Origin of the sequence: Pseudomonas sichuanensis, from assembly GCF_003231305.1 — a bacterium.
Classification (GTDB): Bacteria; Pseudomonadota; Gammaproteobacteria; order Pseudomonadales; family Pseudomonadaceae; genus Aquipseudomonas; species Aquipseudomonas sichuanensis.
This window is the reverse complement of the sequence record NZ_QKVM01000007.1, coordinates 139,197-154,012: the sequence shown is the minus strand read 5'-3', so window position 1 is coordinate 154,012 and position 14,816 is coordinate 139,197. Positions and strand designations below refer to the sequence as shown.

10 protein-coding genes are annotated in these 14,816 nt (G+C 67.1%); 2 read left to right on the top strand and 8 right to left on the bottom strand.

Going from position 1 to position 14,816, the window contains the following annotated elements; all coding sequences use genetic code 11:
• Positions 1-416 precede the first annotated feature (416 nt).
• Complete coding sequence (locus tag DM373_RS05955) at positions 417-920, top strand: GNAT family N-acetyltransferase (protein WP_110992707.1); 504 nt, start codon at positions 417-419, stop codon at positions 918-920.
• 4 nt (positions 921-924) lie between these two features.
• On the opposite strand, the gene DM373_RS05950 is transcribed toward DM373_RS05955, so the two are convergent.
• The 8 genes from DM373_RS05950 to DM373_RS05915 form a co-directional block, all read right to left on the bottom strand.
• Entirely contained in the window at positions 925-2,493 is a 1,569-nt protein-coding gene (locus DM373_RS05950; RefSeq protein WP_110992706.1) for a sensor domain-containing diguanylate cyclase, read from the bottom strand.
• Between the two features lie 89 nt (positions 2,494-2,582).
• Positions 2,583-4,220, bottom strand: a complete 1,638-nt coding sequence (locus DM373_RS05945; RefSeq protein WP_110992705.1) for a fatty acid--CoA ligase — start codon at positions 4,218-4,220, stop codon at positions 2,583-2,585.
• 11 nt (positions 4,221-4,231) lie between these two features.
• A complete protein-coding gene (locus DM373_RS05940) occupies positions 4,232-6,004 on the bottom strand; it encodes an acyl-CoA dehydrogenase C-terminal domain-containing protein (RefSeq protein ID WP_110992704.1) in 1,773 nt (590 codons plus the stop codon).
• On the bottom strand, positions 5,997-8,471 hold the full coding sequence (locus tag DM373_RS05935; protein ID WP_110992703.1) for an efflux RND transporter permease subunit: 2,475 nt from the start codon (positions 8,469-8,471) through the stop codon (positions 5,997-5,999). The genes DM373_RS05940 and DM373_RS05935 overlap by 8 nt, the downstream gene beginning before the upstream one ends.
• Positions 8,472-8,486: 15 nt before the next feature.
• Complete coding sequence (locus tag DM373_RS05930) at positions 8,487-9,569, bottom strand: WD40/YVTN/BNR-like repeat-containing protein (RefSeq protein ID WP_110992702.1); 1,083 nt, start codon at positions 9,567-9,569, stop codon at positions 8,487-8,489.
• The gene (locus tag DM373_RS05925) at positions 9,569-10,927 is read right to left on the bottom strand and encodes a DUF1329 domain-containing protein (RefSeq protein ID WP_110992701.1); all 1,359 of its coding nucleotides are present in this window, start codon (positions 10,925-10,927) and stop codon (positions 9,569-9,571) included. Before DM373_RS05925 ends, DM373_RS05930 begins: the two co-directional genes overlap by 1 nt.
• A gap of 34 nt (positions 10,928-10,961) precedes the next feature.
• Positions 10,962-12,869 carry a DUF1302 family protein gene (locus tag DM373_RS05920; protein WP_110992700.1) on the bottom strand — a complete coding sequence of 636 codons (1,908 nt, stop codon included), beginning with the start codon at positions 12,867-12,869 and terminating at the stop codon, positions 10,962-10,964.
• Positions 12,870-12,926: 57 nt separating this feature from the next.
• Complete coding sequence (locus tag DM373_RS05915; RefSeq protein ID WP_110992699.1) at positions 12,927-13,493, bottom strand: RBBP9/YdeN family alpha/beta hydrolase; 567 nt, start codon at positions 13,491-13,493, stop codon at positions 12,927-12,929.
• 275 nt (positions 13,494-13,768) lie between these two features.
• On the opposite strand from DM373_RS05915, the gene DM373_RS05910 reads away from it, so the two are divergent.
• Positions 13,769-14,785, top strand: coding sequence for an AraC family transcriptional regulator (locus DM373_RS05910; protein WP_110992698.1), 1,017 nt, complete (start codon positions 13,769-13,771; stop codon positions 14,783-14,785).
• Positions 14,786-14,816: the final 31 nt, after the last annotated feature.

Genomic DNA, 14,816 nt, shown 5'->3' with positions numbered 1-14,816 from the left:
TGGCTGGTTGAGCATGGGTTCGAGCGGCAGGCGGGGGTTTTCGCTGACCAGTTCGATATCGAAGTTGAAAAGCGTGCTGATGGCGTCGTCGCCTTTGAACGCCAGTACCTGAAGATCGTGCTGAACCGCCGGCACGTGGAAGCGCAGGCGATCTGTGAGTGTCGAGTCGAACATCCGTTGTCCCTTGTCAGGTCAGTCTGGCAAGGGCTTGCACAGCGTCGCCCCCGCCAGGGGAAAAGCTGCCAAGCTAGCGGGGCCTGCCAACGAAATATGCAGGATCAGTCCGAAAGCTCGTAGGACGATTCCCGACAAGACGTGGGGCATATCCAGACAGCGAGACACGCAAGAGGCCAGCATCGATCTTGATCACCTCTGGCTTTAGGGCACAATCCCACTACCCACCTCGAGCCCCTGCCATGACCGTTCGCCCTACCCTCGCCACCGACCTCCCCCTGCTGCCCGCCATCGAGCGCTCCGCCGCCCAGGCGTTCAGGCAGTACCCGGCACTGGCCTGGCTGGCCGACAGCGAGGTCATGGATGAAGCAGCGCATGCCGAATTTTTCCTGGCGGGCACCAGCTGGGTGGCGGTGGATGCACAGGACCGGCCATTGGGTTTCCTGTGTGCCAACCGTTTCGATGCGGTGCTGCACATCGATGAGCTGTCGGTCCGCCAGGACGCCCAAGGCCAAGGCCTTGGCCGGCAGCTGCTGGATCGGGCGGTGGCAGCGGCGCGCCAGCTCGGGCTACAGGCGGTGACGCTGACCACCTTTGGCGAAGTGCCGTGGAATGGGCCGTTCTACCAGCGCTATGGGTTCGAACGGCTGGGGGATGCGGCGCTGGATCAGCGCCTCAAAACGCTATTGGCAGGCGAACGGGCGCATGGGCTTGAAGATCGTTGTGCCATGCGGCTAGCCGTTTAGCCGCTCAGGGCTGCACGCCGACCTCCACGCTGCCTGCCAGGCAAAACCTGTCCTTGCCCTGGTGCTTGGCCTGATACAGCGCCGCATCCGCCGCAGCCATCAGGTTTTCTGGTGTCACCGCCTCCAGGCTGGGCGCCCCCACGGCGATGCCGGCGCTGACCGACACCTGCCCCAGCGGGCTGCCAGCGTGTTCGATGGCCTGGCGGCGCAGCAGTTGCAGGACTTCCTGGACGATCTGGCTGGCGCCCTGGGCATCGGTATCGGGCAGCAACAGGGTGAACTCCTCGCCGCCATAGCGCACCGCCAGGTCGCCCGGGCGCTTGAGCACTTGCTTCAACAGCCCGCCGAAACGGCGCAGGCACTCATCGCCGGCCAGGTGCCCATAGCGGTCGTTGTAGGCTTTGAAATAGTCGAGGTCGAGCATCACCAGCGCCACTGCGTAGCCCTGCCGGCGCGCCCGACGCAGCTCCGGCTCCAGCACCGCGTCCAGCCGCCGACGGTTGCCCAGCCCGGTCAGGCTGTCGGTCAGGGCCAGCGCCTTGAGCGTCTGGTGTGCCTGGTGCAACGCCCGCTCGATGACGATGCGTTCGCGTAACTGGCGCAGCACCACCCAGCCAAAGCCCGCCACCCCGACCAACAGCAAGACCAGCACCACCAGCGACTTGAGCATGTCGTGGCGCCACGGCGCGATGATCGACTCGCGTGACAACCCCGCCTCCACCACCAGCGGGTAGCTCGACAAGGCGCGAAAGCCATACAAGCGTGGCGTGCCATCGACCACCGCCACCGCCTCGGCCACGCCCTCGCTGGCATAGGGCAGGTATTTGCGGAAGATATCGCTGCCCGCCAGGCTGCGGCCGATCACCTGCTCGACGAATGGCCGGCGCACGAGGATGGTGCCGTCGCGCTTGGCCAACACCAGGGCGCCGCGCTCGTCGATCTTGAAGTCGCCGTAGTAGCGCACGAACCAATCGACCTTGATGGTGCCCAGCAACACCCCGGCAAAGCGCCCGTCAGGGTAGTCCAGGCGGCGCGAGATGGGGATGATCAGGTCGCCCGTGGTACGGCTGCGCACCACCGCGCCGATCCGTACCTGGCGGTCGGCGTGGGTGCGGTGGTAGATGAAATAGTCGCGGTCGGCGTTGTTGGCATTGGCCGGCACCACGTCCTGGTCAGTGACCACCCAGCTGCCGTCCGGCGCGTAGACGAACAACCCGTGCAGTTGCGGCATGATCTGCGCCTGTTGCTTGAGCAGCGCATGCAGGCGGGGCCGGTCGATGTGCTCGAAGCCATCGCCCTCCAGGCGCTCGGCCAGCGCCGCGGTAATGGCGTCGACCTGGCGGATGGCGTCCTCGGCGTGCTGGGCGGTGGCCCGGGCCAGGTTGGTCACCGCGTTCTCGGCGTTGAAAAAGGCCTGGCGGTAATCGCGCCAGATCCGCCAGCCCTCGATCAGCACGAAGGCCAGCATCACCACGGCCATGAAACCCAGCACCAGGCGGAACAACGCCACGGCACGGCCCTCGCCGGTCACGGCGAACACGCCATCCTCAGTCTGCTTCCTGGCTGCGCACATCTGGATCCCTTGTCATCCAACCCCCGACGGCAATCACTATAGCTTGCCAGGGTCAGCTATCGGGGGCGACAGGGCCGCCAGGCCAGGTTTCAGCACCCGTGCGCCGTGGCCGACTCGCGTATGCGCTTCTTGTCGATCTTGCCCACGCCAGTCCTGGGGATCTGGTCGACAATGCGCACTATCCGCGGGATCGCCCACTTGTTCAGCGTGCCGTTGTCGACAAAGCGCTGCAGGTGCCGCGCCAGGGCCGGCTGATCCAGCTGCGCGCCCGCGGTACAGACCACCAGCGCCAGCGGCTGCTCGCCCCAATGCGGGTCGGGCACGCCAACCACCGCCACCGACGCGACAGCCGAGTGCTGGCTGATCAGGCTTTCCAGCGCCACCGAGCTGATCCATTCGCCGCCGGTCTTGATCACATCCTTCATGCGATCGCGGATCTTCACCACGCCATGGGCGTCGATACAGGCCAGATCGCCCGTGTGCAGCCAGCCGCCGGCCCACAGCGCAGCGCCCTGCTCCGGCGCGTCGAGGTAACCCTGGGTCAGCCAGGGCGCGCGCACCACCACTTCGCCCACGCTCTGGCCGTCATGCGGCAACGGCTGCCCCTGGTCGTCGATGATGCGCAGGTCGACCAGCGCGATCGGCACCCCAGCCTCGATGCGCAAGGGCAGCTGGGCCTCCATGGGCAGCGCCAGGTCATCGCTGCTCAGGCAGGTCACGGCCAGCAACGGGCAGCTTTCCGACATGCCGTAGCCAGCATGCACGCGGATGCCGCGCTCGCTGGCCCGGCGCGCCAGGCCCTGGGTGAGCGCGCTGCCGCCCAGCAGCATCTTCCAGCCGCTGAGGTCGATGTGCCGGGCCTGCTCGCAGTCGAGCATCATCTGCAGCAGGGTCGGCACACAGTGGGAGAACGTCACCCCTTCGTCGCGGTACAGGCGCAGCAACTGGTTGGCTTCGTAGCGCCCGGGGTACACCTGCTTGATCCCCAGCGCAGTGGCCACATAAGGCACGCCCCAGGCATGCACGTGGAACATCGGCGTGATCGGCATGTACACATCGCCCGTGCGCAGCAGCGGCTCGCCGCCACAGGCGGCCAGGGTGCCCAGTTCGCTCAGGGTGTGCAGCACCAGTTGCCGGTGGGTGAAGTACACCCCTTTGGGGTCGCCGGTGGTGCCGGTGGTGTAGAACAGCGTGGCCACCGAGTTTTCGTCGAAGTCGGGGAAGTCGAAGTGCGCTTCGACCCCGGCCAGCAGGCGTTCATATTCGTCTTCGCTGGAGGGCCCGGCGTCTGTCAGGCGGATACAACGCTCGACCGTCGGCAGCTCGCCGCGCAGTTGTTCCAGCAGTGGCAGGAAGTCGTCGTGCACCAGCACCAGGCGGTCCTCGGCATGGTTCATGGTGTAGCGGATCTGCTCGGCGGACAGGCGCACGTTCACCGTGTGCAGCACGGCGCCAAGCATCGGCACGGCGAAGTAGCATTCCAGCGCGCGGTGGCTGTCCCAGTCGAGCAGCGCCACGCTGTCGCCTGGGCGTACCCCGGCCTGGGTCAGCACGTTGGCCAGGCGCTGGATACGCTCGAGCAGCGTGCTGTAGCTGTAGCGCAACTTGTCGGCATAGACGATCTGCTGGCTGGGCTGGTAGCGCACGCCGGACAGCAGCAGGCGCTTGATCAGCAGCGGGTAGCCATAGGCCTCGGCGGCCGGGGCGATGATACTGGTGGTGGTCATGGCCGGCTCCTTCACAGCTGCTCGGCGCCGAGCAGGTACAGGCTGTCGCTGCCGCCCTTCACGCACAGGCCCAGGGAGTGGATACGCGGCAACAGGCGGGCAAAGTAGAAGCGCGCCGTGGCGACTTTGGCCTGGTGCAACGGCGTCTGCCCATTCAGCGCCGCATCGGCCATGCGCGCCCACAGGTAGGCGTACAGGGTGTAGCCGAACACGTGCAGGTACTCCACCGCCGCCGCGCCGAGCTCGCGGGCGTCAGCCTGGCCACGGTCGAGCACCCAGGCGGTCAGCTCATCCAGGTGGTCGATGGCGGCCAGCAATGGCACGGCGAACTCGCCCCGCGAAGGCGCCAGGCCCTGGACGAAAGCACGCATGTCAGTGGCCAGCAGCGCATAGCTGCGGCCGCCGTCGGCGAACATCTTGCGGCCCATCAGGTCCAGGGCCTGGATGCCGTTGGTGCCTTCGTAGATCTGGGTGATGCGACAGTCGCGGATCAACTGCTCCTGGCCCCATTCGCGGATATAGCCGTGCCCGCCGAACACCTGCTGCCCGTGCAAGGTGGTTTCCAGCCCCATGTCGGTGAGGAAGGCCTTGGCCACCGGGGTCAGCAGCGCCACCCGGGCTTCGGCCTGGCTGCGTGTGCTGGCGCATTCGCTGTATTTGGCTTCATCGAGCAACTGCGCGACGAAGGTCGAGAATGCCCGCCCGCCTTCGTTGAGTGCCTTCATGGTCAGCAGCATGCGGCGCACGTCGGCGTGAACGATGATCGGGTCGGCGCCCTGCCCCGCTGCCTGTGGCCCCGTGGCCGCACGGCCCTGAGGCCGCTCGCGGGCATACTCGATGGCGTTCTGCCAGGAGCGCTCGCCCAGCGCCAGGCCCTGGATGCCGACGCCCAGGCGCTCGTAGTTCATCATGGTGAACATCGCCGCCAGGCCTTTGTTCGCCTCGCCCACCAGGTAGCCCTCGGCGCCGTCGAAGTTCATCACGCAGGTGGCTGAGGCCTTGATCCCCATCTTGTGTTCGATGGAACCACAGCTCACCGCGTTGGCCGCGCCCAGCGTGCCGTCGGCCTCCACCCGCAACTTGGGCACCAGGAACAGCGAAATGCCCTTGGCGCCGGCAGGCGCATCCGGCAGGCGGGCCAGCACCAGGTGAATGATGTTCTCGGTCAGGTCCTGCTCGCCGCCGGTGATGAAGATCTTGGTGCCGGTGACCCGATAGCAGCCCTCCCCGTCGGGCTCGGCGCGGGTGCGGATCAGGCCCAGGTCGGTACCGGCGTGGGGCTCGGTCAGGCACATCGAGCCACTCCAGCGCCCCTCGTACATCGGTGGCAGGTAGCGCGCCTTGAGCGCCTCGCTGGCATGGTTGAGCAGCGCCATGCAGGCCCCGGCGGTGAGCATCGGGTACAGGCCGAACGACAGGTTGGCGGCATTGAGCATCTCCTCGATCTGCGCCGCGATCACTTTGGGCATGCCCATGCCGCCATATGCCGGCGCGCCGGCCACGCCCACCCAACCGTCGTTGGCAAAGGTGCGCCAGGCCTGGGTGAAGCCGTCCGGGCTGATCACCCGGCCGGCCTGCCAGCGGCAGCCCTGTTCGTCGCCACTGCGGTTGAGCGGCGCCACCACCTCGGCAATCAGCTTGCCGGCCAGCTCGAGCACTGCACGGGCAGTGTCGGCATCGACCTGCTCGGCCAGCGCCGGGGTGCGGGCCCACCAGGCGGGGATGGCGAACACTTCGTTGAACAAGAAATCCATGTCGCGCAGCGGCGGAAGGTAATCAGACATGCGATGAACACTCGACAGGTGGGTTGTGGTGTTTGACGTTGGCGCCCACGGTGGGGCTGGTAGTGCCTGCCGGGGCCTTGACCCCCGGCAACAGGAAATGCGACAGCGCCGGGATCAGCACCAGCGCGCCGAGCATGTTCCACAGGAACATGAAGGTCAGCAGCAGGCCCATGTCGGCCTGGAACTTGATCGGCGACCAGGCCCAGCCGACCACGCCGGCGGCCAGGGTGACGCCGACCAGCCCGACCACCCGGCCGGTGAAGGCCACGGCATGCCCATAGGCGTCGGCCAGCGACTGCCCCGCGCGCTGGCAGTGCAGTTGCACGCTGAGCAGGTACAGCGCGTAATCCACGCCGATGCCCACGCCCAGGGCGATGACGGGCAAGGTGGCGACCTTGACGCCGATGCCCAGCGCCACCATAAGCGCCTCGCACAGCACCGAGGTGAGCATCAGCGGCAACACCGCCACCAGGGTGGCGCGCCAGCTGCGGAAGGTGATCAGGCAGAACACCGCAACCGCCAGGTACACCAGCGCCAGCATGCTGCGGTTGGCCTGGCGCACCACGCTGTTGGTGGCGGCTTCGATGCCGGCACTGCCGGCGGCCAGCAGGAACTGGCGCTCCTCGCTGCCGTTGGCCTGGGCGAACTGCTCGGCCAACGCCACCACCGCGTCCAGGGTGTCGGCCTTGTGGTCCTTGAGGTAGGCGATCACCGGCATCAGCGAACAATCGTTGTTGAACAGCTCCGGGGCGTTGACCGAGGCTTGCTGGGCGGCGTAGTTGAGCACGTCCTGGTTGCGCTGCAGGCTGGCGAGCTTGGGGTTGCCCTCGTAGGTGCCGGCGGTGATCTGGCGCACCGCGTTGACCAGCGACACGGTGGTCTGCACTCCCGGCTGTTGCTGCAGGGCCCAGGCCAGGCGGTCGGCCAGGGCCAGGGTCTGGTAGCGCAGACAGCCCTCGGGGGCGGTCTTGAGCATCACCGCGAAGGTGTCGCTGGACAGGGCGTAGTGCCCGGTGATGTAAGCGTTGTCGCGGTTGTAGCGCGAGTCGGCGCGCAGCTCCGGGGCGCCACTGTCGAGGTCGCCGATCTTCAACTGCAGGCTCATCCACAGGCCACCGGCGCCCAGCAACGCCGCGCTCACCAGCGCAGCCGTAGCCCAACGGCGCTCGGTGAAGCGCTCGAGCAGGTGCCACAGCCGGCCAAAGCCACGCTGGGCAGCGGCCCGCGAGTCGATGTGCAAGGCTCGCTCGGCGGCCTGGCGGCTGACACCGACATACGAGAGCGCCACCGGCATCAGCAGCAACGAAGTGAAGATCAGCACCGCCACGCCGATGCTGGCGGTAACTGCCAGGTCCTGGATCACCGGGATATCGATGAGCATCAACACGCCGAAGCCCACCGCATCGGCCAGCAGCGCCGTGACCCCGGCGATGAACAGCCGGCGAAAGGTGTAGCGCGCGGCCACCAGGCGATGGGTGCCGCGGCCGATGTCCTGGAGGATGCCATTCATCTTCTGCGCGGCGTGGGACACACCGATGGCGAAGATCAGGAACGGCACCAGGATCGAGTACGGGTCGATGGCGTACCCCAGCCAGGCGACAATACCCAGCTGCCACACCACCGCGGTCAGCGAGCACAGCACCACCAGCAAGGTACTGCGCAGGCAACGGGTGTACAGGTAGATGATCGCAAGGCTTACCAGCACGGCCAGGGCGAAGAACAGCATCACCTGATGCAGGCCGTCGATCAGGTCGCCCATCAGCTTGGCGAAGCCGATCACATGCAGGCGGTACAGGCCGCCGGCCTCATGCTCCGCGCGCAGCTGCTCGAGGCGCTGGGAGAACGCGTGGTAGTCGATGCCCTTGCCGGTGGCCGAGTCCTGGTCGAGCAGCGGCACGATCAGCATGCTCGACTTGAAGTCGTGCGCCACCAGGCTGCCAACGATGCCGGCGCGCTCGATGTTCTGGCGCAACTGGTCGATGTCCGCCGGCCGGCCCTGATAGCCGTCGGGCATCACCGGGCCGCCTTGGAAGCCCTGCTCGGTGACCTCGGTCCAGCGTACCGCTGGGCTCCACAGCGATTTCATCCAGGCGCGGTCGACGCCCTGGCCGAGGAACAGCTGGTCGTTGACCTGGCGCAGGGCCTGCAGATAACCCGGGTCGAAGATGTCGCCGTTATGGTTTTCCACCACCACCCGCAGCGAATTGCCCAGGCCGCGCAGCGAGTCGCGGTTGTCCAGGTAGTTCTGGATGAACGGGTGGCTGCGCGGGATCATCTTTTCGAAGCTGGGCCGCAGTTCCAGGCGGGTCAGGGCCAGATAGCCGAGCAGCAGCGTGGCCAGGAGCATGCATGCCACGAACGGCAGGCGATGATTGAACACCAGCCGTTCGAGCAGGTTGCCGGAACGGGCATCGAAATCGCCGGGGTCGCGGATCACCGGCAGGGTGTCTTGTCGGGGCGTGGCCATCAGGTTGTTCTCTTGTCAGGGGGACGGCGGTTGATCGAGGGTCAGGCGGCGTACGCCACGTTCGCCCACCAGCACCAGCGTGTGCTCGCTGCCGAAGGCCATGCCGATCACGGGGGTGCGGGGGGCCTGCGTGACCGGCACAAACCCTTGCCCGTCGACACCTGCGAGCAGCAGCTCGCCGGCCTGGCTGGCGAGCCAGAAGCGCCCTGCCCCGTCCAGGCTGGCGGCGGTGATGCTGCCGTTGGCCTGTACAGGCAGAGGCCGCCAATGCGCGCCGCCGTCGCTGCTGCGATACACATGCCCGCGCAAGCCATAGGCCAGCAGCACACCCGGTTTGCCCAGGACACCGAACAAGGTGCCGTCGTAGGGCACCGGCACACGCTTGAAGCGCTGGCCGTCACTGTCCAGCTTGAGCAGCAGGCCCTGCTCGCCCGTGATGTACAGCGCACCGTCCACCGCTTGCACGCGGGTCAGGTGCAGGCCTTGCGGGTTGTCGCTGCGCTCGAGCCAGGGCTGCCAGTGCTCACCCCCGTCGTCGGTGTGCAGCAGCAGGTTGAACACCCCCACCGCGTAGCCGTGCCAGGCATCGCTGAACCACACGTCCAGCAGCGGCTTGTCGGCGCCTTCGGCCTTGAGCCGTTCTCCCTCGGCCACCTGCGCCGGCCAGCGCTGATCCTCGGGCTCGGCCAAGGCCTTGGCCTGGTACCAGGCGAGTACTTGTTCGCCCAGCACGCGACCGTCCAATTGCTTGTGCCAGTGCGCCCCGCCGTCGCGGCTGTGCAGCACCACGCCATCGTTGCCCACCGCCCAGCCGAGCAGCGGCGTGGCAAAGGTCACGGCATTGAGGTCGGCGCTCACCGGCACCTGGGCCTGCTGCCAGTGCTGGCCTTGATCGTCCGAATACAGGATGTGCCCGCGCACGCCCACCGCCACCAGGCGCGTGCCCGCCAGCGCCACCGCGCGCAGCGGGTTGGCCGGCGCCAGGGCGCTGGGCTGCGCCGGCAGGTCGAGCACATCGATGTAGGGCGGGGCGCCAAGGGCCGCGTGGAAGGCAGCGCACAGCCCCAGCAGTGCGCAGCAGCGCTTGAACGGTGGCATCAGCGAATGCCAGCGCCGGCCAGCGCTTCGGGCGACCACTGGGTCTTGCTCAGCGGCGCGGTATAGCGCAAGCCACCGTAGGCGCCGACCACCCCGTTGAGGTTGTAGGTGCCGCCCATCAGGTCGTAGATCATGAACGGCGTGGCGTCCGGGGTGGGCTGGTCGTAGCTCTGGGTGAGGAAGGCGAACGAGCCGCGGTACAGCTGGCCACGGGCGTCGTACTGGTCGGAAGCCAGGGCGATCCAGCTGTCCTCGTCAAGGTAGAAGCTGCGTGTGTGGTAGATGTGCCGCGCGCCGTCCTTGAGCTTGCCCTGCACAACCCAGACGCGGTGCTTCTCCCAGCGCACGAATTGCGGCGCCAGGTGGTTGGGGATGGTCAGCTGTTTTACGTCGGTGTGGTAGGTCAGCGCGTAGGTGTTGTACGGCACGTACATTTCCTGCTTGCCCACCAGCGTCCAGTCATAGCGATCCAGGGCGCCATTGAAGACGAACACGTCGTCATAGGTGCCGGAGCCCGAGGTGCCGGGGTTGGGCGTGTCATAGGCCAGGTTCGGTGCCAGCTTCACCCGCCGCTGGCCGGGCAGGTACTGCCAGGCGTTGCGCGGCTGGGCCAGCGGGTTGGCGGCGTCGCGCAGCATCATCGCTTCGCCGGCGCGGCGCGCGGGTGCGGTGTACACCAGCTTCATCTGGTAGTAGGTGTCCTTGGCACCGATCGGCTTGGCCATGTCTTCGTAGATCGGGTAGCTGATGTTGGCCTGGCCGGTGGTGGACAGGCTCGCCTTGCCAGCGGCGTCGACGTTCCACGAGTCGTACTTGGCGCTCAGGCTCACGCCCTGATAGCGCAGCAGGAAGTTCCACATGGCTTCGGCGCCGCTCTGCGGGATCGGGAACGGGATGCCCGGCAGCACGTTGCTGACCGCCGTGCCGCCCTCCTCGCTGCGTGCGCCCACGGCGTTCTTGCGGGTGTTGTCGAGCACCGCCTGGGGCAACGCGACACTGCGGTGGGTCGGGTATACATCGACGTGGAAACTGGGGTAGCGCTTGAGCAGCTCCAGGGTGGTGGCGGTCAGCTGGCCCTGGTATTGGCCGGCGTTCTTGGCATCGATCACCAGCAGCGGCTTCTCTTCGGCGAACGGGTCCGGGCGCATGCTTGCACCGGCCTGGTAACTGGCGGGCGCTGTGGTCAGGCCGCCCTGGTAGGCGGGGATCGAGCCGTCGGCGTTGCCCGCCTTTTCGGCGCCGACCAGGGTCAGCGTGGCGCCCAGGCGCGCGGCCTGTTCGGCAGGGACCGCCGCCTGGGCGGAGTTCAGGGCAGCCAGCGACAGGCACGTGGCCAACAGCGTGTTCACGTAGGTCATGATTGTTGTTTTCCTGTGGTGTCTGTGGAGTGGTTCAGAACGTGGTCTTGAGCGTGAGGTACAGCGCGCCGCGGTCCTCGGTGGTGGCGCCACCGCCGGAGAACGAGGCATAGCCGCCGCCGTAGCAGGTGTAGTCCTGCTCGCCGTCCAGGGCGTTTGGGGTGCTGCCGTCGGCCTGGCCGTCGCGGCAGGCCTGGCTTTTGCCAAAGCTGTCGACGTACTTGAGGTCGACGAAGTACTGGTTGTAGAACGCCGCGCTCAGGCCCAGGGCATAGGTGCCGGTGTCCTCGGCGCCGCCCCCTTGCACGGGCGATACGCCGTCGATGCCGAGGTTGAGCGACAGCGGCAGGCTCAGGTCCATGCCCGGCAGCACCTGGTACCAGGTGGGGCTGAAGTTGACGGCGATGCCCCAGTTGTCACGGGTGGGTTTGTCAATGCCGCGGTAGCTGGCGTTGCCCTTGTACAGCGCGGCGTTGTGGCCATCGAGCTTGAGCAGGTTGCTGTAGAACAGCTCGCCCAGCAGCGTGGCCGAGTCGAACAGCGGCGTGGCGCCGAAACTCATCAAGCCGTTGACGGTCCAGTGCAGGGTCTGCCCGGTGGCGCTCAGGCTGTCGCCATCGCGGGGCACGTCGTAGATCACCCCGCTGGCCGGGCTGCGCGCGGGCAGCAGGCCGAAGCCACCGCCCAGACCGGCCACGCCGGGGGCACTGACGATTGCCGGGATGCTCGCCAGGGGCATGTGGTGGCGGATGTTCAGGTCGCTGCCGACACTGATGCCGCCCACATCCTTGGACAGGCTCAGGCCATACACGTCGATGTCGTCGGCATAGGCGAACTGGTAGGTGGCGGTTTGCAGTGAGCGGTACAGGTTGGCGATCGGGCCGGCCGCGCCGCTGACCCGCAGGCCACGGGTATCGAGCCAGGCCTGGGGCATGATTTCCGAAGTGTTGCGGTAGTAGAAGCCGAGGGTGCCACCCAGCCATTCGGGCGACCACTTGGCCATCACCCCCCAGTCGCCACGCTTGTCGGGGGTCAGGTCGTGGCCACGGCGCAGGGTGGTCAGCGCACCGCGCACCGGGATCAGCCCAGGCGTGCCGGTATGCCCGAGCAGCAGGCTCTGGCCGCCCTGGTCCAGCAGGTCCGAGCCGCCGTAGTAGGTGCCGGCCTCCGGCAGCCGCGCGGCGTCCCAGTCGAGGAAGTACTGGGCGCCGAGGGTGAGCTCGGGGTTGACCAGCAACGAGGCCGACAGCTGGTTGCGCGGCACGAACAGTTCCTTGGCTTCGGTGCCGGGCGAGGCGGCGAGCTTGGCCAGGTCCAGGCCGGACTGACCGTAGCTCAGCGAATGCACCGGGTTGAGCAGGGTTTCGCCCCAGAACAGGTTGTGCTGGCCCAGCTTGCCACTGAGTTCGGACGACTCGCCCACCGCGGTGCGCATGAACACGAAGGCATCGAGGATCTCGCCCGAGGGGCCGGTGTAATAGCGCTGGGCGTAATGGCTCAGGTGTGCAGAGCCCAGGGGCGTGCCGGTGCCGGGCAAACCGCCGATACCAGGATTGATGCCGGACTGCCCGCCGTTGCCATTGATGTAGGGGTTACTGGCGGAACCTGTGTTCTCGTAGGCCTTGTCGTACCAACTGGCGGCGCTGACGCGAAAGCCCATGCGCTGTTGGTACACCACATCCAGCTCGGTCAGCAGGTCGACCCGGTTGCTGATGGTGGTACCGGCCTTGCGAAAGTTGTAGTCGCCGTCGTTGTTGTTGGGCGTGGCCAGCAGGCGCGGGTCGGCGCTTTCGGTGCGCACGCCGTAGTTGTACTTGACCGTGTTGTCCAGGCGCACGGCCCAGTCTTCATGGCCGGTATCGATTTCGGCAGCCGGTAACGAGGTGGCGCCGAGCAGGCTGAAGGTACAGGCCAGCAGGCGCTGGCAACGCAGCATTGGCATCGCGGTGACTCCACGTGTTGTTATTGTTCTTTCGCGGGGCTTGGCTGAGCAGCCGGGTCAGCGGTCCAGTTGCCGCACCAGGGCTTCGGCCTGCGGCCAGGGCCCGTAGCCCGCGGCGGGGTTGAGGTGGCCCACCGCACCCAGTTCGAGCAGCTGGCTGCCCCAGCCTTCGGCCAGGGCGGCGACCGCTGCGGGGCTGGCCAGGTGATCGTTGCTGCTGGCGGCGACGATGCTGGGGAACGGCAGCGGCTGCAGCGGCAACGGGCTCCAGCCGTTGGCGCGCAGGCTGTCGGGGCTTGGGTAGGCGGCCGGCCAGCGGGCCTGAAGGTCCGGTGGCGCCGCCAGCAGTGCGCCCTTGATCGGCCGGGCGTAGCGCGCAGCCCAGTGGGCGACCATGAGTACGCCGGCGCTGTGGGCCACCAACAGCACCTCACCTTCGATCTGCTCCAGCTCGCGCTGGATGGCCTCGACCCGGGCGTCGCAGCTCAACGCATCGGCCTGTAGCGGCGGCACCGTGCGGGCCTTGGCCAGGCGGTCGTGGAGCAAGGTCTGCCAGTGTTCGGCAACATGCTCGCGCAGGCCGGGGACGATCAGGACCGTTGCGTGGGTGTGCAGTTTTTCCACGTCGCTACCTCTGCGCTGGCAGGTGCGCTCGCCAGGGTTCGAGCGCTTCTGGTCCCACAGTAATCAGCGCCCTCGACAGGCGCTTTACTTTGCACGTCAGCGACTTTTCATTTGGTGACAGGGCTTTCGCCCCCTCGAGCTGCAAACCCGTAATCCCTGGATGAACCCGAAATAACGGGCCAGGTGCCGGCTTCTCTTCTGGCGACACACGCGCTATAACAAGCCACCCGCCAGCGCTGCGGGTCACCTGATGACAAGCGTGGAAAACAACAACAATGCCCACACAAGTGCGTGCCGCCAGCCTGACCAATTACCTTGAAGTGTCCCGCCACCTGGGGCTCAATCCCCATGCCCTGCTGGCCCAGGTCGGGCTCAGTGCCGGCCTGCTGGATGATCCCAACCGGCGTATCGCCGCCACGGCCGTGATCGAGCTGCTGGAAGCCTCGGCCAAGGCCTGCGGCTGCGAGACCTTCGGCTTGCGCATGGCCGAACTGCGCCAGCTGTCGGATTTCGGCGAGATCAGCCTGCTGCTCAGCCACCAGCGCACCCTGCGCGATGCCCTGCAAGTGATCGTGCAGTACCGCCACTTGCTCAACGATGCCCTGGCCATCCATGTCGAGGAGGCCGGCAAGAGTGTGATCATTCGTGAAGAGGTGGTGACCGAGCGCAGCCATGGCAGCCGCCAGGCGGTGGAGCTGGCCATCGGCGTGATGTTGCGCTTGTGCGCCGCGCTGCTGGGTGCCCACTGGCGGCCGATCAGTGCCAACTTCACCCACGCGGCGCCCGCCGACCTGGCCATTCACCGGCGCATCTTCGGCTGCAAGCTGGAGTTCGGCAGCGAGTTCAACGGCATCGTCTGCCAGGCGACCGACCTCGACAGCACCACCCCGCAGGCCAACGAAGCCATGGCACGCCTGGCGCGGCGCTACCTCGATACCCTGCAAGGCGGCGACCGGCCTTCGCTGGAGCTGGAAATGCGCAAGACCATCTACCTGCTGCTGCCCATGGGCCGCGCCACGCTAGAACAGGTGGCGCAGAGCCAGGGCATGAACGTGCGTACCCTGCAACGGCGGCTGGTGGAGGCCGGCGTGACCTTCAGCGAGTTGGTCAACGGCGTGCGCCGCGACCTGGTGATCCGTTACCTGGAGAACCCCGCCTATTCACTGGGGCGGATCGCCGACATGCTCGGCTATTCGATGCCCAGTTCGTTCACCCGCTGGTTCATCGCCCAGTACGGCATGCCGCCAGCGAGCTGGCGTGCGCGGCAGGGGGCGATTGCATCGGTCCTGTAGGTGGCCGCAGCTCCCACAGGGTCCGTGCATT